This is a genomic window from Photobacterium sanguinicancri (assembly GCF_024346675.1).
Taxonomy (GTDB): Bacteria; Pseudomonadota; Gammaproteobacteria; order Enterobacterales; family Vibrionaceae; genus Photobacterium; species Photobacterium sanguinicancri.
The window spans coordinates 1,449,603-1,469,810 of record NZ_AP024850.1; the positions used below are offsets into that span (position 1 = coordinate 1,449,603).

The following is a 20,208-nucleotide window of genomic DNA, read 5'->3' on the forward strand; positions in this document are numbered from 1 at the left end:
TAAGTTAGCTTACCGTGGTTTTTCATTTTTAGCCTTATTTACTTCGCCAGCAAGGTTTCGTTAGCTTAGTTCCGTTATACTTTTATAAGAGTGATACCAAAGACAATTGTTTCTAGTATGGCTAGAGGTGGTACTGGCATCCTCCTTTATCACTCATTAAAGAAGAACTAAAATCATAATTATAAGGTGAAAGTATGCAGGCTATTTGTTTCGATTTTGATGGCACATTAATAGATTCGGAAGTTTTTCATGCACAGAATTGGTCGCATTATATTGCATCTGTAGGTGGGGACATTTCACAGCCTCAGTTTCTTTCTCATTATGCTGGTTTGCCTTGGCCGAAAGTAGCGGCTGTTTTGAAGACCCAGTTTTCCCTGCCTCAAGAAATTCATCATATTTTGTATGACATGGAAACACTGACACGCGAAAGGCTACAGCAAGGACGAATACCTGCTATGCCGGGTGTTGATCGCGCGTTAAAGCAATTACATGGTCAGTGTCCACTTATGGTGGTAACGGGTTCGCCGCGTGAATATGTTGAAGGCATTTTAGATAGCTTAGGTTGGTTATCGCTTTTTGATGGTGTTGTGACGGGGCAAGATGTCGCGAATAACAAGCCATCCCCAGAAATTTATCAGCTGGCTTGTAAGCAATTAAACGAAAAACCTGATCGTGTGATTGCAGTAGAAGACAGTTTAACGGGTGTCACCTCATCGTTATCAGCGGGTTTACCAACAATACTAGTGAACCCAGATTTGCCACAATGGAATGTGGACGTGCACGACTCTTTTTCATCAATGGAAGAAGCGCAAGTGTTGCTTCATCGAATGATAGCGTAAAGTAGCAACATGCAGTAAGGACTTAACTCGTAGTAGAAAGGAGAGCATATGAATAAATGGCTTCTACCAATTTTTACGGGCATGTCATTGTCGGGTTGTGTACTGCAGCCACAATTGGCATTTAATGACGATACTGCATGGAAAAATTATGGCTATGAAACGGCACTTTCAGGAATGATAAAAAATTCGGAAGATGACCTACGAAGCCGAGATAAAATGAAGTCGTTGCAAGCAACGGGCTATCAAGCCTATAGTGACGGCTATGAGTTAGGGCGAACAGAATATTGTACACAAAATGCTTTTATACTCGGCGTTAAAAACCAAGCATATCATGGCATTTGTGATCGCTTAGACTGGACGTTCCGACAAGACTATATCAGCGGGCGTACAAGTCGTGCTGGCCGTTCATTTTAAAAGTAAAAGAGCAATAACAGGCGAAGTATGCAAAACGAAGAAATCATGACAGGCGAAATGCTTGTAGAAACAGTTGAGAACCAACTGGCCGAAGGTAACCCTGTAAAAGTGAAAGAAACATTGATGCGCTTAGTGATGACAGGCACACCGCGTGAAGAAGCATTAGAAATGATTGCTTGTGCGCTATCTGTCGAAGTGTTCGATGTAGCAAAAAATGAAGGTACTTTCGACTTGAAGCGTTATAGTGAAAACCTAGACTCGCTGCCTGACATGCCTTGGGATTTTGATGAGTAAGCATTCACCGCTTATTATTCAATAGTTTTAAAGAGAAACCACTGCTGATTTATCACAGTGGTTTTTTTTAGTGAGATTATCGTTATCTTCTGGAACATTTTCTTGTCACCATCCGTTCATACTGCCATTTTCCCCGTTGTTATTAAGCTCCACTGATTTCCTACTCAATAATAATCATTAGTGCTCTATATGTGATTTAGGTATTTGGTTGTTCGCTTTCTTTATGTTAACGATATGAAAATTATTGTTGTCATAGATCACTGTTATGAAAGTTTCATCAAAGTGTTGTAAGTCATTTATTACGGTATGCTGGTGCAACATTATGCTTTCAATAGTGTGATTTAACCGATGAAAAGACAAAAAATAGCATTAAATAAAAGCTTTTAGTGCTAACCAGCCCTTTATGGGTGGTTTTAGTATCTGGTTTTCTGTCAAAATCTAGTTATCTGGTCTGGCTTGTTGCTATAAAGTGGTTTTTTCTGGTGTGACTAACTTCAAACTTGGTTGATCATGCTGCCGTGGAATAAAATTCCAGTTTCATTTGTTGCTTATTAGTTAAAATTTAGTGCCACATTCCAAGTTTTTTTCTTTATTGTGTATATAACTTTTAAACAAGGCAGCAAGGAAACTAAAGATGATTATTGGCGTACCTAAGGAAATTAAAGTTCACGAATACCGTGTAGGTATGGTTCCAGCATCTGTAAGTGAAGCAGTAGCGCATGGCCATAAAGTATATGTAGAAACGCTAGCGGGTTCAGGGATTGGTTTTAGTGACCAAGACTATATTGATGCTGGTGCACAAATTCTGCCAACAGCTACAGATGTTTTCGCTGAAGCTGAAATGATTGTTAAAGTTAAAGAACCGCAGGCTGTTGAGCGTGCGATGCTTCGTGAAGGTCAAATCTTATTTACTTACCTTCACCTTGCTCCAGATCCAGAACAAACGATTGACCTTGTCAACAGTAAAGCAGTGTGTATCGCTTACGAAACAGTGACCGATAACCAAGGCCGTCTACCGCTTCTTGCGCCTATGTCTGAAGTGGCGGGTCGTATGTCGATTCAAGCCGGTGCTTTTGCCCTAGAAAAATCAAAAGGCGGCCGCGGCATGCTACTGGGTGGCGTACCAGGTGTTGAGCCTGCGAAAGTGGTTATCATCGGTGGTGGTGTAGTCGGTGCAAACGCAGCACAAATGGCCGTTGGCCTACGTGCTAATGTCGTGGTACTTGACCGTAATATCGATGTATTACGTCACTTAGATGCGCAGTTTGGCGGTGATGTACAGTGTGTTTACTCAACTAAAGATGCGATTGAAAAGCACGTATTAGAAGCTGACCTTGTTATTGGTGGTGTATTGGTAGCGGGCGCAGCAGCACCAAAACTAGTCACTGCTGAAATGATTAAAGCGATGAAACCTGGCGCTGCAATCGTAGATGTTGCTATCGACCAAGGTGGTTGTGTTGAAACTTCACACGCCACAACGCACAGTGACCCAACATACATTGTTGATGATGTGGTTCACTACTGTGTAGCTAACATGCCGGGTGCCGTTGCACGTACTTCTACGTTTGCACTGAACAATGTAACGCTTCCATACATTCTTCAGCTAGCAGACAAAGGTTACAAACAAGCACTACAAGATGATAAGCATCTTCTAAACGGCTTGAATGTATACCGTGGTCAGATTACTTGCGAAGAAGTGTCTGAAGCACTAGATATGCCATACGTCGCACCAGAAGCTGCCATTGCGTAATCGGTAAAAATTAAATATAAAAAAATCCCCGTACTGTTCAGTGACGGGGATTTTTTATGCTTTTAATTAGGCTCAGGCTGCTGTTTTAGAGCACTACCTTACTTTCAATATATTAAAAGCTGTTTAAGTTTTCGATCAGAACGATGTCACGTTGTGCAGCGCGTTTTTCAACATCATTTTTCGCTGTTTTAACCGTGTGTTGTAAGCTTGCAAGCACTTTTTCCATGCTTGCTTTATTGCTGAAAATTTTATCTTTCACATTAAGAGCAGCTACATTGGTGTAACGGCCGTCTTCACTAGTAGGTACTGAGATCTTACCGCTGTTCACGAGATCTTTAACGATCTTCGCTTCTTTTTCAAAGCCTGTTAATCCAGCCAAATGCCAGCGATGCATTGGCTTACCTTCGTACTGGCCATGCTTAACATCTGTTAAGTACTTAATGGTGAGGTTACGAATAGTACCGGCTTCCTCGCCGAACTCTTCTTCTGTATCAAATAAGACAGGGAATTTACGACCTTCCAATACGCCACCCGCTTTAGTTAAGTGGCCCATACGGTAGCTGTTCATACCAAGATGAATAGGGGTGGTATCTGTGATCAGGCTGTTGTCAGCAAACTTAAGATCTTTAATACGTTTGCCTGCGGGCTCTGTTAAATCAATGGTGTAAGTCACGCCAGCAAAGAAGTCGTTGGTTGAGTATTTTGATGAGCGACGTTCAGGGTTGAAGCTGTAAGTCACATCGCCATCTTTTACACTGTTAAAGTAGCCAGCCGACCATTCCATGTAGGTTTTCAGCTCTTTCCCCGTCATTTCATAAACGGTAATTTCACCACCAGCGTATTGGTAGTTGAAAGCAATGTCTTTCGCTTTGATTGGGCCAACATCAAGTTCAGCTTTGTCGTTATCAATTTGAAGTGCAATCACATTGGCCATAGGCGCGTAATGCATGCTGGCTTCTTGGTATAGCGCACTAATACCCGTGTCTTGAATATGAACTTGCGGTATGCCTTTAATTTCATTTTCAGGAACAAGATCAGTACCTGTTAGTTCCGCGACCGAGCGATTTGCGTTTTCACGCAGGCGCTTGTGATAAGGGGCATACAAGCTTTCCATTTTCTTATCAGAATCGGTGCCTTGAATTTTGTAGGTGAAGCTGTCTTTATTGACGAGAGTGAACTGACCATCACGCTCTTCAAATTGAAGATCAATACGAGAAAGAGCACGGCCATATTTGTCTGGTTCGGTGATGATAACGCCGTTTACAACTGCTTTGTCGATACGGGTGTGCATATGACCAGCAACAATGGCATCAATTTCTGGGTTGGCATTGGCAATATCGGTAACGCCAGTGTCTTTAATATTGTTCTCGTTATCTAAGCCCATGTGCGCAACTAACACAATCGCATCAACTTTATCGTCGATTTGCTTGATGACTTTTTTAACTTCCAGTGAAGGGTTGGTAAAGGTCATGCCATTTAGGCGATTAGTGCCTTCAGCGAAAACTGCAGTCATCGGTGTATCCATGCCGATAACACCAATTTTAATGCCGTTACGTTCAATAATGGTATGAGCGGGTAGAAAAGGGTTACCATCTGCACGTTTAATGTTGCCACCAAGTGATTGGCCTTCAAATTGCGATAATGAACGGTTTAGCACCTTCAAGCCGAAATCAAATTCGTGGTTACCCAATACCCATACATCGTAAGACATTTCGTTGAAACCCAGCATCATAGGATCAACTGGCTCATCTTTAAATGTTTCAACAAAGTTACCTTGAATGGTATCGCCCGCATCAACCAAAATAACATTGCTTTGCTCTTGGCGAACTTGTTTTACTTTGGTGGCTATTTGACTAAGGCTACCACGCATATTTAGCTTATCGCTTGCGTAGTCCCAAGGCATGAAATGACCATGAATGTCAGATGTCCCCAGAATAGTGACATCGGTAATATCACCGTCAGCTGCAAATGCAGCTCCGCTTAACGCAAGAAGTATGGCAGAAGTAAGTAACTGCTTTTTCATAGAATAAGGCTCGAATTAGAATTATGTAATGGTTTCGGGCGCTATGGTAGGGGGATATACATCTCATTTGGGTGATGCATGTCACTCTTTTATTGAAACAGATTCGATATATACCACGCAGTGTGAGTGCTATCTCACTGATGCGCATAAAAGGATGGAAGGTAAGTCATTTATTACCGTTTGAAAATTAGGCTGAGCAATAATCAGCCTAATGATGCAACAGTAACGGGCTTAGCCCTAAAATTTATTCGGGTAATCAGTGATGATGTTATCGACGCCCCATGAGCGGAACATAGCGGCTTTATCGGGCTCATTCATGGTCCAGATGTGTAATTGCAAACCAGCGGTTTTAATTTTGGTTGCCATACTTTCGGTGAGCTTACTCTGATCGTAATGAATACTGTACAGCGACAGGTCTTGTGCTTTTCCCATCATATTACGTCTGTTTTTTGAGGTAATCAGGCCACGACGTACTTCTGGGTAGAGCGTTTTACAGTAAGTAAGCACACCCAGATCGAAGCTGGAAAATACCAGTTTATCGAGCGGAAAATTAAGCTGCTTAACGGTCTGTACTATCTGTTCAACCAGTGGGAGCACTTCTGCTTTACGGTGGATCTTAATTTCTAAGTTCATCGTAATATCAAGCTGGTCGCAAAGAAGCAGTGCCTCTTGCAAGGTTGGAATTTGCTCTCCGATATACAAATCTTTGCCATCGCCCATGAACTTGGCGTTTGCATCGAGCTGTTTTAATGTTTCCAGCGACATCTTTCCAACGCTACCACGGCCATTAGTACAGCGGTTCACGGTTTTATCGTGGATCATTACTGGAACCCGATCCGCGCTAAGCTGCACGTCCATTTCTACCCATGTTGCGCCACATTCAGCAGCCTTCTTAATGCCAGCTAGGGTGTTTTCTGGTGCAAGCGCGCGTGCACCACGATGGCCTGAAATCATAGTAAATCCATATGTATAAACGGTTTATGAGTGGAGTGTATCCAATTATGATGACGGAATCTTTATTGCTGATAGCAATATTAAATACAAGGTTAAAGTTGGGGGGGCGGAAATCCATCTAAACTGTCGTTTTTTTTCAATTCACATTCAGGTGTTACCGTTATTATTATGTCTATCGGCTTAACCACTTTTGGCTGCTAGGCTAAATCGTGACAAATACCGAGACATTTAGAATACAAATTGAGTAGGCATAGTGTGTCTAAGGTAAAACAAGAATGAATACAAAACCGACATTAGCTCAACTTGGGTGGCGTCCATTTTTCCGACAACAACTCACACTTGAAGAGCTGACTGATTTTCAGATTGGTCGCGTTGTTGAACAGCATCGTAGCGGTGCGATTGTAATGAGTGAACAAGGTCAAGCAAGCCTAATGCAATCGCCACAGAGTGATCGACTTTGTGTCGGTGATTGGGTGCTATTTGATGATAATTTGAAACTTCATCGCCTGTTAGAGCGTCAATCATTGTTCGAACGTAAAGCGCCTGGATCTAAACTGGACACACAGTTGATCGCATCTAATGTTGATAGCTTGCTGGTGGTGTGCTCATTAAATAACGACTTTAAACTGAGTCGCATTGAACGTTACTTGGCCTTAGCCAAAGATGCAGAAGTCGAGCCTGTGATAGTTCTGACGAAAGAAGATCAGTGCGACGATGCAGACGAGAAACGCAAACAAGTTCAAGATTTAGACCCGTTTATGATGGTGCATGCCATTAATGCGCTAGACCCAGAACACCTTAAAGAACTGTCTGGTTACTGTAGCTTAGGCAAAACCTTGGCATTGGTTGGGTCTTCAGGTGTTGGGAAATCTACATTGGTCAATGGCTTAATGGGTTTTGAAGCTCAGCTCACCGCAGGTATTCGTGAAGATGACAGCAAAGGCCGCCATACCACCACATCTCGTGCCTTAAAGTGGATGCCACAAGGTGGCTTGTTGATGGATACCCCAGGAATGCGTGAATTGCAGCTGACAGATTGCGAAAAAGGGGTGAATGATACCTTTAGCGAAATCACAGAGCTTGCAGATCAATGTCGCTTTGCTGACTGTCAGCATGGCAGTGAACCCGGCTGTGCGATTCAAGCTGCATTAGCAGAGGGAACCCTAGCGGAAAGGCGTTTTATCAGTTACCAAAAGCTGTTGCGTGAACAAGCGTTTAATGGTGCTACCTTGGCTGAGAAACGCACTAAAGATAAAGCCTTCGGTAAAATGATTAGCACGATTCAAAATGAATCACGCCAGCGTAAAAAAGGCTTTTAATCGATTTAATTATCAAGATTATTGGTGTTCTAGATTCCCGCTAGCTTCTTGTTATTCAAACATTAACGCCACCGCATTCGGTGGCGTTGTCCGTTGTTGCTAATTTTTGATTTATTTTCAATTTTCTTTCGTCTTTTTCCTTTCTCGTTCGTCTTAGCTACATGAATCCTAAACGTGATTGCTGCCTAAAAGTGATTACTGAGTGTCGGTTCATGGCTTACTCAATGGGAGTGGCTTTCTTCGTGGTGTTTAAAAGAAACACCGAGATAATCGACACAGTTTGATAGAGAACGAGAAGACATGTTACAGAAAGTTGGCGCGCAAAAAGAGCAAGGTGCTATGAATTCTGCACCTCAGTGGCTACACCAATACAAAGATGTCCTTAATGCGCTAAGCGGTATTCGTCGTGGCATTGAGAAAGAAGGGGTTCGAACTGCCGTTGATGGCAACTTATCACAACATGCGCACCCTCAAGCATTAGGTGCGGCGTTAACACATCCAAACATCACGACTGACTTTGCCGAGGCACAGCTAGAGTTGGTGACGCCTGCTTATGCTGAACGAGGTCAAATGTTTGATCACCTCAGTACCTTACATGGCTATGTTGCGAATAATTTGTCCGATAGCGAAGTGATGTGGGGGGCCAGTATGCCGCCACGTTTACCAAGTGAAGAAGCAATCGCTATAGCGGATTATGGTCACTCGAATGTGGGGCAAATGAAGCAACGCTACCGTCATGGATTGGCTAATCGTTATGGTAAAAAAATGCAGACGATTTCGGGTATCCACTATAACTTTTCGTTGCCAGAAACCTTTTGGCAAGCCTTGCATCAGGTTGAGAATAGTCCCCAACCGTTGAGTGAATTTATCTCAGATCGTTACTTCCATATGATCCGCAATATCATGCGTCATGGTTGGATTATTGGTTATTTATTTGGTGCATCACCCGCGGTTGATAGTTCGTACTTAGTGGGTAAGCAGCATGATCTGGATGAACTGGATTTCGGCATAGCTGATTTTGGTTCAGCTACAGCGGATAATCACCGCACTTATTATGCACCTTGGGCAACGTCGTTACGGTTAAGTAACTTAGGTTACAGTAATAGCGAGCAGTCTAAATACGCGCTTAATTACAACAATAAGCATGATTATTTATCTGGCTTATATAACATTTTGGCGATGCCAAGTGAGTATTACGCACAGTTTGAACAAAACCAGCAAGTGAACAACAAAGTACTGCAATTAGAGAATGAATTGTACAGTTCTGTGCGGCCCAAAATTGTTAATAATGAGCTCCGGCCTTTATACGCAATGTGCCGTTATGGCGTGGAATACATAGAGTTACGTAGCCTAGATATTAATCCTTATTTACCGCTTGGGCTTGATCAAACGCAGAGTTATTTCTTGGATTTGTTCTTACTCTACTGCGCGCTTTTACCAAGTGCAGCGCTAGATGCAGATGAACAAGCCGTGATACAGCAGCGCCAAGAATGTGTTGCGATGCAAGGACGAAAACCTCAACTAAAACTGCCGACATTAGAGGGTGAGCAACCACTAAAAACGTTAGGGTTAAACCTGCTAGCTGATATGGAAGCCTTGCTACCTCTTTTCGAAGACCAACAAGAAGCCACAGTGTATGCGCAAAGTGTAGAGAGAGAAAAAGCCAAGTTGTTTGATGCTAGCTTAACGCCGTCTGCGCGAGTGTTGGCTGATATGCTGCGCGATAATCTGTCCTATACCGATTTATTGTTAGGCTTGTCTCAAGCGCATGCAAGGCAGCACCAATTGGTGAGTAAAACAACACCGCTATACAAAGAGCTAACGGTCGCCGCAAAGCAATCTTTAGAGTTACAGCAAGAAATTGAAGCCAATGACACCATTAGCTTTGATGATTATTTACAACAAAAAACAGCATTAACGTACGAGTGCTAAAGGCTTTTGATTCATGGAAATATTGTGGAAATTGCGTAGTTACATAAGAATGTTTTCTCGTCATTATGTGATTGCGTTTATTGGCTTACAGGTTGTTGCTTTACTTAACCTTGTTCCGCCTTGGTTGATTGGTCGCATTGTGGATGCGATTAGCGAAGACAGGCTAACGGGGACTCTTCTTGCGACGCATTTAGGTGCCATTCTTGCCGCTGGCTTTGGTATGTATGGTTTGCGTTATGTGTGGCATAGCCAGCTATACGGGGCATCTGTGGGTATTACACAGGTGATCAGACAGCAATTGTTCTGGCACTTTACGCGTTTAACCCCAGAATTTTACGCGCGCCACAGTGGCGGCGATTTAATGGCACACGCTACCAACGATTTGAATGCTGTCGAGCAAGCTGCTGGCGGTGGTGTAATGACCATGGTGGATTCATTGATCGCAGGCTTAACTGTGATCTTTGGGATGGCGTTTGTAGTGAGTGGTGAATTAACGCTCGCGGCACTACTGCCTTTCCCATTACTTGTGTATGTGACCCATAAATATGGCTCGAATTTACAGCGTCGATTTGGTCGCGCACAAGGTGCGTTTTCATCGTTAAATGAAGAAGTCCGTGAATCTGTGTCGGCAATTCGTGCGGTACGTTCGCACGGTTTAAATCAACGTCAGCAAAGCCGTTTCGACGACACGCTCGATCATACGTTAGAGACCAATATCTCAGTTGCCAAAATTGATTCATTATTTGGTCCAACAATTCAGTTGATCTATGGCTCATCGTTTGTGATTTCATTGGGTTACGGCGCGTGGTTAATCAGCACTGGTGATATTACCGTCGGGCTGTTTACCAGCTTTACTTTATACCTTGCGCAATTATTAGGGCCGTTTCTGCAATTTGGCTGGCAGTTCAATATTTTCCAACGAGGTACAACCTCTTGGCGTCGATTAGAAAAGCTGTTTGCTCAACAGCCTATGGTCAAAGAAGGTGAAGCAGAATTACCAGCTGATGCGATGCTCGATATTACTGTTGATATCGATCACTTTATGTATCCAGCCGCTACGCAGCATGCGTTAAAACAGGTGGACTTTTCCGTTTCCGCTGGTGGTTTTGTAGGTATTACTGGCCCAACGGGCGGTGGTAAAAGTACCTTAATTAATTTGTTGTTACGGCAATACAGTCTGCCTGAGTCTTCACGTATCACGTTAGCAGATATGCCGATTAACACGCTAACCTTTCACGCACTGCGCAGCAAGATTGCATGGGTGCCCCAAAAGCCGTTTTTATTCTCAGGCACGGTTGCTGAAAACATTGCATTAGCGCGTCCAGATGCCTCGGAAGCCGAGATCATTCATGTGGCAGATATGGCTGGCATACTGGATGAAATCCACGCGTTGCCAGACGGGTTTAAAACTGTCTTGAATGAAAATGGCGGCAATTTATCTGGCGGTCAAAAGCAGCGTTTGACATTAGCGCGTGCACTATTAAGTGACAATGAGATCTTGTTGCTCGATGATCCTTTCAGTGCGCTAGACATGAAGACAGAAGCGAAAATTCGGAAGAACATTAAGCATCACTTTAACCATAAGACGATAGTGATGATCAGCCAACGCCTCGCGAACTTGATGACGGCCGATCATATTGTGGTGATGGAAAATGGCAGTATTCACGAGCAAGGAACGCACAGTGAACTCATGGCCAATGAAAGCTGGTACGCACGTGTGTTTACCAAACAGAACCAAGCCAACTTTCGACAACAGCAAGTACAGTCGCAAGCGAACACACTTGTTTCCGCTGTGAGTGAAAAGGCTAGCAACAAGGCAAGTGAAGAAGCGGGTGAACAGTATGCTTAATGGGTTAAATCACACAATCAAATCAAAAGCAGCGGCATCAGGTTCGCCATTTTTGAGGTTACTGGCATTTTCTCTGCCGCATAAAATGCGATTTATTGCTGCGATGTCGCTGTTAATTGTAGCGATAAGTACCGAGATGGCGATTCCATGGCTAGTAAAAATCATTCTCGATGACGTGATAGTGCCGCAGACATTTGATTGGTCGCACTTAGGCTTATTGTGTGGCGCGGTCATGTTGTTTTACGTGGTATCGGCGGCGTTTCAATATGCGCAATCTGTGATGTTTCGTCATGGTGCGTTGTTGGTGGTTAATGATGTTAGAAGACAGCTTTATACGCATTTATTAAAGTTACCGATTAGTTTATTTGATCGGGTACCCGCCGGGAAAATGGTGTCTTATGTCACCAACGATACTGAGTCGTTACGCGATATGTTTGTGACGACCATGCCGACCATTTTGCAAGGTACGGTTCGTATTGTGGCCATTTTTATCGCGATTGCTTTGTTGGATTGGCGATTGATGTTACTGAGTTTATTTTTGATCCCAATCTTGCTGTTGACTATGCACTGGTATCGCACTTTATCGATGCCTATTTTTGATGGTGTGCGTCAACAAGTGAGCAATATAAATAATACGATCAATGAATCTTTACAGGGCATGGCGCTTATTCAAGCTTTTGGTCAAGAACGCGCGTTTGGTAAAAAGTTTGAAAAAGACAACGAGGCTTGGCTGGCGTATCGCAATCGCTCTATCGCGATCGATAGCTTAATGCTGGCTCCGTTCACCCGCTTAATCGGCACCTTAACAGCAATTGGGATTATTGCGTGGTTTGGTGTGTCTTCTTGGGGCAGTGTTGTTGCTGTAGGTACCTTGTACGCTTTCTTAAATTATATTGAGCGCTTTTTTGAACCTTTCCGTCAGTTATCGATGGAGCTAAGAAAGCTACAAGTGGCAACGGTATCGGCAAAGCGTGTGTTTGAGTTATTGGATGAGCCACTTAGCCATGAGGCGAAAGCCGATGATGGCAAAGTTACTGGTGACCAAGCGACTGATGACCAAGCTGTTGATGACAAGGCAGTTGAGGACAAAACACCAGCTGCTCCAGATCATAGCGCAGAGGTGCAAGCCTCTCATCCTGAAGCGATTACCTTCGACGGTGTCTCGTTTAGCTATGATGGTAAACATAACGCGTTATCCAATGTGAGCTTTACAGCTGAAAGCGGTAAGTTCACCGCGATTGTTGGGCATAGCGGCAGTGGTAAAAGTTCGGTGATTAACTTACTGATGCGTTTTTACCAGCACCAACAAGGTGCAATTACTATTGGCGGTAAGAATATTGCGAGTTTACCTGATGCACAGCTCCGAAAATTAGTGGGTTTGGTTTCGCAAGAGCCCTATATTTTCAGTGGTAGCGTGCTTGAAAATATCGACTTGTCACATCAACAAACTCAGCGTGAAGCTGCTATTCATGCGGCAGAACAAACGGGGGCGGCGCAGTTTATTGAACGCCTTGAAGATGGATACGATCATCAGCCTGGCTATAGCGGTTCATCGTTATCGCTTGGTCAGCGACAATTGATTGCAATGGCACGTGTATTGGCGCATAACCCTGCGATTTTCTTACTGGATGAAGCGACGGCCAATATCGACAGTGAAACAGAAGATACGGTGAAAGCAGCACTGGCAAATATGCAGCAGGCGAAAACCGTGATTGCCGTTGCGCACCGATTATCAACCGTAATGAAGGCTGATAAGATTCTCGTCATGCACCAAGGTGAGATTGTTCAAAGTGGTACGCACGATGAATTATTGATAACTGCAGGGCATTACCGCGATTTATACCTTGCCCAAAAGGCAGAAGAAGACAATCAAGATGAAAATATCGACCTTGGTTTGGCACCAGCAAGCGTTACTGTATAAGCAACACCGTAATGAAGGATTTTAAAATAATGAATAAAGCGAATGTATCAAATGTTTCGCCTCTGGAAACGAACGTACAACCTTCTCAGCAAGCCATCAATGATATTTGTGAGTGGGAAATCATGCACGGTGTGGCGATCAAAAATAGTGATGGCACGGCAAGGCATTGTCCATTCAGCCTTGCCCCTATGGCAATGAAACGTCATGTATTTGAAAATTTGCAAACGGTAACCCCATTGATTACCAAGTTGATCAGTCGCATTTCGGAAGATCATGATTACCTGCAATCGTCATTGGTTGAAATGGCAAAAGCGGAGCCCTTCTTTGGTCGCTTAATGGAGTTGCACGAGCAGATCCATGGTACACACAATGCGCCTTTGAAAGCGGCAAGACAGCCGTTGTTATTAATGCGTACCGATTTTATGGATGATCGTGTACAAGGTGCAAAAGTCATCGAGTTTAATGGTATTGCCGCGGGTATGGGGCCATTTGGACAGCGTGCGCAGCAACTTCATCGCTATGTGAAAAACCAATGGCCTAAAGAGTATAATGTCTGGGCTGAAGATAAAGATGGCGCAGCGGAAGACAATGCTTGTTTAACGCAACTTGCCCAAGGTATTGCAACAGCGGCACATAGTGTTCACGCCGAGTTTAATGACAGTAAACAACCGACCTTCTTGATGGTAGTGCAAGACAAGGAAGATAATGTTTACGATCAGCACTTGCTAGAAGTCGCGTTACAAGAAATGGGTATTCGCACCGTTAGACGTACATTTGGTCAGCTGTCCTGCCAGTTGTCTACGGGGGATAACAACCGCTTAGTGCTGCAAGATATTGGTGGTATTGATGTGGTGTACCTGCGTGCAGGTTACCAATACATGGATTACTTCTCGCCCGAGTTAGCAGAGGAAAAGTGCTGCCATACCCTGAGCCAAACACGGGTGTTTATTGAAAAGCACAACGTGGCGGTGAATGCGACCATCAGTCAGCAATTAGCGACCAGCAAAACCATGCAGATGCTTATCACCATGATGCCTGCTGAAGACTTTACGCGTTGGGGGGGGAGCCTTGACGAAGCGAATCATATTAAGCGTGTATTGGCGGCTATGTTACCGATTAATGCTGACACTATTCATTGGTTCAAGACAGAAGCAGTGAAAGAAGAGTGGGTGCTTAAAAACCAAGGCGAGGGTGGTGGACACTGTGTGTTTGGTGAACAGATCACAGAGCGGTTAGAGCAGCTAAAAGACAATGAATTTGATGCATGGGCATTAATGCAACGCCTTTATCCGCATGAACGTAATAAACCGACCTTGGCTGTGCGTGATGGGGAGGTAACGGTGGTTAATGATTTAGTGAGTGAAATTGGTTTATTCACGGCGTTTTACAACGACAAGCCTGTGACTGATTTTGAAGGATATGCAGGGTATTTGGTGCGTAGTAAACCCGCTCAAGAGCATGAGGGCGGTATTCATAGTGGTAAAGGGATACTTGATTCGATTACACTGATTGAATAACGTTCTGTTTTAATATGTGTTCAGTTTGGCCTTGATAGTGACTGTAAGGCTAATCTGGACACGTTTGTTATTTGTCTTTTTTATCCTCGTGATTCCTATCTATCCTTGCTATTTCTTTTAATTACTTTTAACGTACAGCTTGTTTTGAACGCTGTATTTTTGCTTGTTAAGTAATATAAAGGACACCTCGTGATTAAAAGTCTTTTGGTTAAAATCATTTTACTCCTTGTAGGGATTAGCTGCCTGGTGCTGGCTGCGGGTATTTATCGCTTTAATTTTACCAATGATGATATCTATGTTGACGAGCAACCGGTGTCTGTCGCAACGAAAGAAAAGAGTAATGTCATGCGGATGTTGTTTAGTTTCCAAACAGACAATTACTGGCAGGTTGAGTTACCCGAGCTAAAGCTGGCCGTTCCCTTGATGGAACTAAAGGAATATAACGGCCATCATTTTGCGGTAGGTGAATACCAATTTGGTCAAGAGCGCGGTGTGGTGAGTGTTGATTATCCTCGAATCACAGTGTTGAATTTCACTTATGTCCAAGATGAAATGATTTTTGCTGTGCCATTTTCAGTTTCCAATCAAGGGAGTGGTGTTCATTGGTATATAGGTTTGTATAACATGAATACTAAATACGGTGACATCCAACAAATCGATTCTCTCTTTGTCGGCGATAGAATTGTAATCAATGAAATGAATACTGATGAAGCTTTTGATGTGACCTCTAGTATTCGTTTGGCTTATTTTAGCCACGGGCCAGCCCAAAGCATGGCTGACGATCCTAGCGTAAACACGACCAAGGTGATTAAAGTGACACCAACGGGTTTTGTTAAATAACGGTTTATCTTTCGCCTTTTATAATGTTTTTTCACCTTAGTGAACACGATTGCGTTGTGTTTCTGCTCTGTATCACTGTATCTGTTTGTATCTCGCAGAAAAGTAGGAGACTATCTTTTTATGAGCGCTTTGTTATAGACGCTCTGTGCCTCTATTAATAAAAAGGGTCAGGTATGGCAAAGAAGTATTATGTAGTTTGGGTGGGTCGAGAAACAGGTATCTTTACCAACTGGCCTTATACCAAAAAGTTGGTGGAAAAGTACCCACAGGCAAAGTACAAATCTTTTCCTACAGAAGCTGAAGCCAAAGCTGCTTTCTCTGCGGGTCATGCAAAAACGTTTGCAGGTGCGGCAAGTGGCAAAACGGCGGGATCAAAACCAGCAGCGACGAAGAAAGCAGGTTCTAGTTCGGCTAACCCTATGATTAAGAGTGATGTTCATATTTTCTGTGATGGTGGCTGCGATCCTAACCCTGGTAAAGCGAGTTCAGGTGTTGCTGTGTATCGTCAGAACACATTAGAAGAATTGTGGTATGGCTTGTTTAATCCGCATGGCACAAACAATTCTGCCGAGCTAAATGCACTGCATCAGTCCTTATTGATTGCGAAAGCGGATTTAGACGCTGGTAAAACTGTTCAAGTATTATGCGATTCACAGTATTCAATCAACTGCGTTACCGTCTGGGCATACAGCTGGAAGAAAAAAGGTTGGAAGCGACAAACACCAGGCGATATCAAAAACTTGGAAGTGATTCAGCAAGCGCATGCACTTTACGACAGTATTAAAGACAAAGTGACTGTATCGCATGTCAAAGCGCATATTGGTATTGAAGGAAACGAACTGGCCGATCGTATGTCTATTTATGGTATTGATCAGAAAATGACTGAATTTTGCCGTTACCCAGATACATCAGATACCGCTAAGCTACTTGCTCTTCGAGCAGGATAGGCAGTCCCCCCTTTTTAGGTAATAGAGTCTGTGTTAACTACCCAAGTAACCTGAGAATTTAGGTCACTTGGGTCTATGGCGAATAAATTCAGCACAGAACTTTATTATCCTGTATGCTACACGCCCCCCGTCGTCTAGGCGGTCTTCACTATGAAACATTACAATAAAAGATGATCTTATGAGTTTTGACTCTTTGGGCTTATCAGCCCCTCTCTTAAAAGCCGTAGCAAACCAAGGCTATGACACGCCATCACCGATTCAAGCGCAAGCTATCCCTGCTGTTATTGCAGGCAAGGATGTAATGGCGGCGGCACAAACAGGGACTGGTAAGACAGCGGGTTTTACACTGCCAATTTTGGAGCGCCTGTCTGGTGGTCCTCGTGTGAAATCGAACCAAGTACGTGCGTTAGTGCTAACGCCAACCCGTGAGCTTGCAGCTCAAGTAGCTGAAAGTGTAGCGACTTATGCGAAGCATTTACCACTAAGTTCTGCTGTTGTATTTGGTGGCGTGAAGGTCAACCCGCAAATGATGCGTCTGCGTCAAGGTGCCGATGTACTTGTGGCGACACCGGGTCGCTTGATGGATTTGTACAACCAAAAAGCCGTGCGTTTTGATCAACTTGAAGTGCTGGTATTAGATGAAGCTGACCGCATGCTGGACATGGGTTTTATTCGTGATATTCGTAAAATTATCGCAGTATTGCCTAAGCAACGTCAGAACCTACTTTTCTCTGCAACGTTTTCAGATGAAATTCGTGCATTAGCAAAAGGTTTGGTGAATAACCCAGTTGAGATTTCTGTATCGCGTAATACAACGGCTCCAACGGTAAAACAATCTGTTTTCCCTGTTGATAAGAGCAAGAAATCTGCACTGCTAGCTAAGCTGATAAAAGATAATAAATGGCAGCAAGCATTGGTGTTTACTAAGACTAAACACGGTGCGAACCGCTTAACTGCTTTCCTTGAAGGTAAAGGTATTAAAGCAGCGGCGATTCACGGTAACAAGAGCCAAGGTGCACGAACTAAAGCACTGGCAAATTTCAAGAGCGGCGAGATCAATATTCTTGTTGCGACGGACATTGCGGCACGTGGTATCGATATCGATCAACTGCCACAAGTCGTCAATATAGATTTACCGCATGTACCTGAAGATTATGTTCACCGCATTGGCCGTACTGGCCGTGCAGGTGCAGAAGGCCATGCGATTTCATTAGTCAGCGCTGATGAATTCAAAGAGCTAGTGGCGATTGAACGTTTGATCCAAAAATTGATTGATCGTGAAATGATTGATGGCTTTAAGCCTGTGAATGGTCTGCCACCGTCGCGCTTAGATACACGCCCAATTAAAGCGAAGAAACCGAAAAAACCAAGTCTTGATCATAAAGATGGTCAACGTTCTGGTGACAACGCGAAGGGCCATAAGCCTCAGGGTAAAAACCGACGTCATGTAGGCACAAACAAGCCTTCAGCTAACGCTGGTAAAGCGTCTGGCAGTGATGCTGGTAACGGTGCAGCAAGAAAGCCTAAGCCAGCTGGTGCTGGTGCAGCTAAAGCGACAGGCAAACCTGCAGGTAAACCTCGTCGCAGCAACACTGATGAGAAGCCGCGTCGTCCACGTACACCACAAAACAGAGGTGTGTTGCGTTAATCGCTAATCACTTTGTTTTAAAAACCCGTTAGCTCGAAAGAGTTAACGGGTTTTTTATTGTCTGTAAATCAATAATAAAGGGTCAACTTGGATGATAATTGCCGTAAAAATAGTTGCAATTGCAACTATTGCGCTCTATTCTTTGTTCTACAGTGCTGAAAAGCCATAACACAACTTAAGAGCAAGTGAGAGTTTGATGAATAGAGCCGCCGTTAAAATAGTCCACCGCCTAGCCGGTATTATCGCTTTATTGATGATAACGACCTTTTTTACATCAAGCGTTGTTGCTGACTTATTCGGCTCGTATGAAACTATTACGCTGGTGAAGCAAACCATTTTGCAGTGGGTCGCCGTGCTTGTACTGTCGATGATGGTTGTTGGTATTTCAGGTAAGAAGCTTTATCCAGCAGAGCCAAAAGGTGTTTTAGCTGTCAAAGCGATGCGATTGAAAATTGCGGCTTTTAATGGTGTTGTTATTTTGATACCTGCAGCTTATTTCTTAGCTGCATGGTCAGCGGAAGGTTTATTTGATACCCGTTACTGGTTACTCCAAGTGATTGAGTTACTGGCAGGGGCAACTAATGCAACCATGATCAGCCTGAACATCCGTGATGGTGTTCGTTTAGGTAAGAAACCACGGAAGTAACAGGCTCTGATTAAAATCAGGTGTCATTGGTTGGTGAGGTTAAGCGACTAAGCTACGAACTTAATAATCAATGACTGGAAGGCGGGTGTTAGCTGCGAAGGCTGAGTGTAATATTCACAATACCGTGGTCTGTACTGTTGCCATCACGGTCAAAAATTGGATTGATTAAATGACGATCATAAGTTTGGTAATCACTGACTTCAAACAAACTGGCGTTATATTCAGCATTGAATTCGCAGGATAATAAGATGTAATCCAGCACGTTACCTTTCGCCCCAAAATAGTGAGTCGGCGAGCGAGTAACATTATTGGCATGATCGGTGGTTTGGTAAAGTTTGAAACTGTCTGCTAACCAAAAGGTATCCAGAATCTGTTTTTGATCGGATACTTGGCGATCTCGAATGCTATTTGTTGTTAAGCATTGTAAAGGGGTCTGCTGAATATCATCATTAAAGTCACCCATTAACACCACAGGGTTACCTGTATCTTCTCTGCGTTCGATGATGGCGTAATATAAAAGTGCGGCTTCACTTCCTCGTTGAATCGATGATCCCCAACTTCCTATCACTTCTGCTTTTAACGTGGCGAGTACCTGTGCTTTCGTCGACGGAGTGCTTGCACCTGCAGTATGTTGTTCTGTACTAGCTTCAAGCATGGGACGCTTCGACTTTAAGTGCACCACATAGCAATCAGTATCACCCACATGGGGCAAATCTATGGTTGCTCGTAATGGTTTCCTGCTGAACGAAAATTCTGGATCAAGCCCGATGCTTTCCGCAACATCGAAAGGAGCTGAAATTGCAGATACAGCCTTAATTGGGTAACGAGACGCTAAAGCAACCACAGGATCGCGGCAGATGTAGTCATCAATAATAGTGGGTTCATCGACGACGCAAAAGTGAACGTAACCTTGCTTCGCTAACAAATCTTGTAGGGCATCAGCACTGAATACTTCTTGAAAGCCAATCACGTCTGGTTGATATTGCTCGACATAGTCGCAAATCCAATCTTGCTTTTTTTGCCAGCTTTCTTGGCTATAAATATTCTCGAAATCGTAATAGGCCAGCGGGGGTTCAATGTAATTGAAAAGATTGAACGTCGCTATTTTTAGGGTGTTGTTCGTTACATCTGGAGTAGGCTGTGTAGGCAAAGGAAGATCCAAGCAGTGAAGCGTGTATCTATAGTGACGGCTAATGGTATAGAGCGCAAATCAAAGAGAGCAGATATCGTATTTTAATTGTTAGTCTCATATATATAGATCAAGGTGATGATGTTAAACACTCAATATAATCAGTACTTTATTGGTTTATGTGCA

The 20,208-nt window shown here is 43.5% G+C and carries 16 protein-coding genes; 13 read left to right on the top strand and 3 right to left on the bottom strand.

Going from position 1 to position 20,208, the window contains the following annotated elements; genetic code table 11:
• Window positions 1-194 precede the first annotated feature (194 nt).
• The 4 genes from OCU87_RS06955 (at window position 195) to ald (ending at window position 3,297) form a co-directional block, all read left to right on the top strand.
• Complete coding sequence (locus OCU87_RS06955) at window positions 195-839, top strand: HAD family hydrolase (protein WP_062690388.1); 645 nt, start codon at window positions 195-197, stop codon at window positions 837-839.
• A gap of 48 nt (window positions 840-887) precedes the next feature.
• On the top strand, window positions 888-1,253 hold the full coding sequence (locus OCU87_RS06960) for a DUF2799 domain-containing protein (RefSeq protein ID WP_261858089.1): 366 nt from the start codon (window positions 888-890) through the stop codon (window positions 1,251-1,253).
• Between the two features lie 27 nt (window positions 1,254-1,280).
• Window positions 1,281-1,547: a hypothetical protein gene (locus OCU87_RS06965; RefSeq protein ID WP_094956154.1), complete on the top strand. Its 267-nt coding sequence runs from the start codon at window positions 1,281-1,283 to the stop codon at window positions 1,545-1,547.
• A 634-nt stretch (window positions 1,548-2,181) separates the two neighbouring features.
• Window positions 2,182-3,297, top strand: a complete 1,116-nt coding sequence (ald, locus tag OCU87_RS06970) for an alanine dehydrogenase (protein WP_261858090.1) — start codon at window positions 2,182-2,184, stop codon at window positions 3,295-3,297.
• A gap of 112 nt (window positions 3,298-3,409) precedes the next feature.
• Here ald and OCU87_RS06975 read toward each other — a convergent pair whose 3' ends face one another.
• Together OCU87_RS06975 and OCU87_RS06980 are read right to left on the bottom strand one after the other, a co-directional pair.
• The gene (locus OCU87_RS06975; protein ID WP_261858091.1) at window positions 3,410-5,320 is read right to left on the bottom strand and encodes a bifunctional metallophosphatase/5'-nucleotidase; all 1,911 of its coding nucleotides are present in this window, start codon (window positions 5,318-5,320) and stop codon (window positions 3,410-3,412) included.
• A gap of 237 nt (window positions 5,321-5,557) precedes the next feature.
• A complete protein-coding gene (locus OCU87_RS06980; RefSeq protein WP_261858092.1) occupies window positions 5,558-6,274 on the bottom strand; it encodes a glycerophosphodiester phosphodiesterase family protein in 717 nt (238 codons plus the stop codon).
• Window positions 6,275-6,549: 275 nt separating this feature from the next.
• On the opposite strand from OCU87_RS06980, the gene rsgA reads away from it, so the two are divergent.
• From rsgA to OCU87_RS07025, 9 genes are all read left to right on the top strand, one after another.
• A complete protein-coding gene (rsgA, locus tag OCU87_RS06985) occupies window positions 6,550-7,593 on the top strand; it encodes a ribosome small subunit-dependent GTPase A (protein WP_261858093.1) in 1,044 nt (347 codons plus the stop codon).
• 300 nt (window positions 7,594-7,893) lie between these two features.
• Window positions 7,894-9,525: a glutamate--cysteine ligase gene (gene gshA, locus OCU87_RS06990; RefSeq protein ID WP_261858094.1), complete on the top strand. Its 1,632-nt coding sequence runs from the start codon at window positions 7,894-7,896 to the stop codon at window positions 9,523-9,525.
• A gap of 13 nt (window positions 9,526-9,538) precedes the next feature.
• Entirely contained in the window at window positions 9,539-11,374 is a 1,836-nt protein-coding gene (locus OCU87_RS06995) for an ABC transporter ATP-binding protein (RefSeq protein WP_261858095.1), read from the top strand.
• Complete coding sequence (locus tag OCU87_RS07000; RefSeq protein WP_261858096.1) at window positions 11,367-13,295, top strand: ABC transporter ATP-binding protein; 1,929 nt, start codon at window positions 11,367-11,369, stop codon at window positions 13,293-13,295. Before OCU87_RS06995 ends, OCU87_RS07000 begins: the two co-directional genes overlap by 8 nt.
• A gap of 29 nt (window positions 13,296-13,324) precedes the next feature.
• Window positions 13,325-14,812 (top strand): glutathione synthase, encoded by a 1,488-nt coding sequence (locus tag OCU87_RS07005; protein ID WP_390960641.1) that lies wholly within the window; start codon window positions 13,325-13,327, stop codon window positions 14,810-14,812.
• 189 nt (window positions 14,813-15,001) lie between these two features.
• Window positions 15,002-15,652, top strand: coding sequence for a hypothetical protein (locus OCU87_RS07010; RefSeq protein WP_261858097.1), 651 nt, complete (start codon window positions 15,002-15,004; stop codon window positions 15,650-15,652).
• 173 nt (window positions 15,653-15,825) lie between these two features.
• A complete protein-coding gene (locus OCU87_RS07015) occupies window positions 15,826-16,599 on the top strand; it encodes a ribonuclease H family protein (RefSeq protein WP_062690394.1) in 774 nt (257 codons plus the stop codon).
• 178 nt (window positions 16,600-16,777) lie between these two features.
• Window positions 16,778-18,247: a DEAD/DEAH box helicase gene (locus OCU87_RS07020; protein WP_261858098.1), complete on the top strand. Its 1,470-nt coding sequence runs from the start codon at window positions 16,778-16,780 to the stop codon at window positions 18,245-18,247.
• 196 nt (window positions 18,248-18,443) lie between these two features.
• A complete protein-coding gene (locus OCU87_RS07025; protein ID WP_261858099.1) occupies window positions 18,444-18,893 on the top strand; it encodes a hypothetical protein in 450 nt (149 codons plus the stop codon).
• Between the two features lie 88 nt (window positions 18,894-18,981).
• On the opposite strand, the gene OCU87_RS07030 is transcribed toward OCU87_RS07025, so the two are convergent.
• A complete protein-coding gene (locus OCU87_RS07030; protein WP_261858100.1) occupies window positions 18,982-20,043 on the bottom strand; it encodes an endonuclease/exonuclease/phosphatase family protein in 1,062 nt (353 codons plus the stop codon).
• Between the last annotated feature and the right edge of the window lie 165 nt (window positions 20,044-20,208).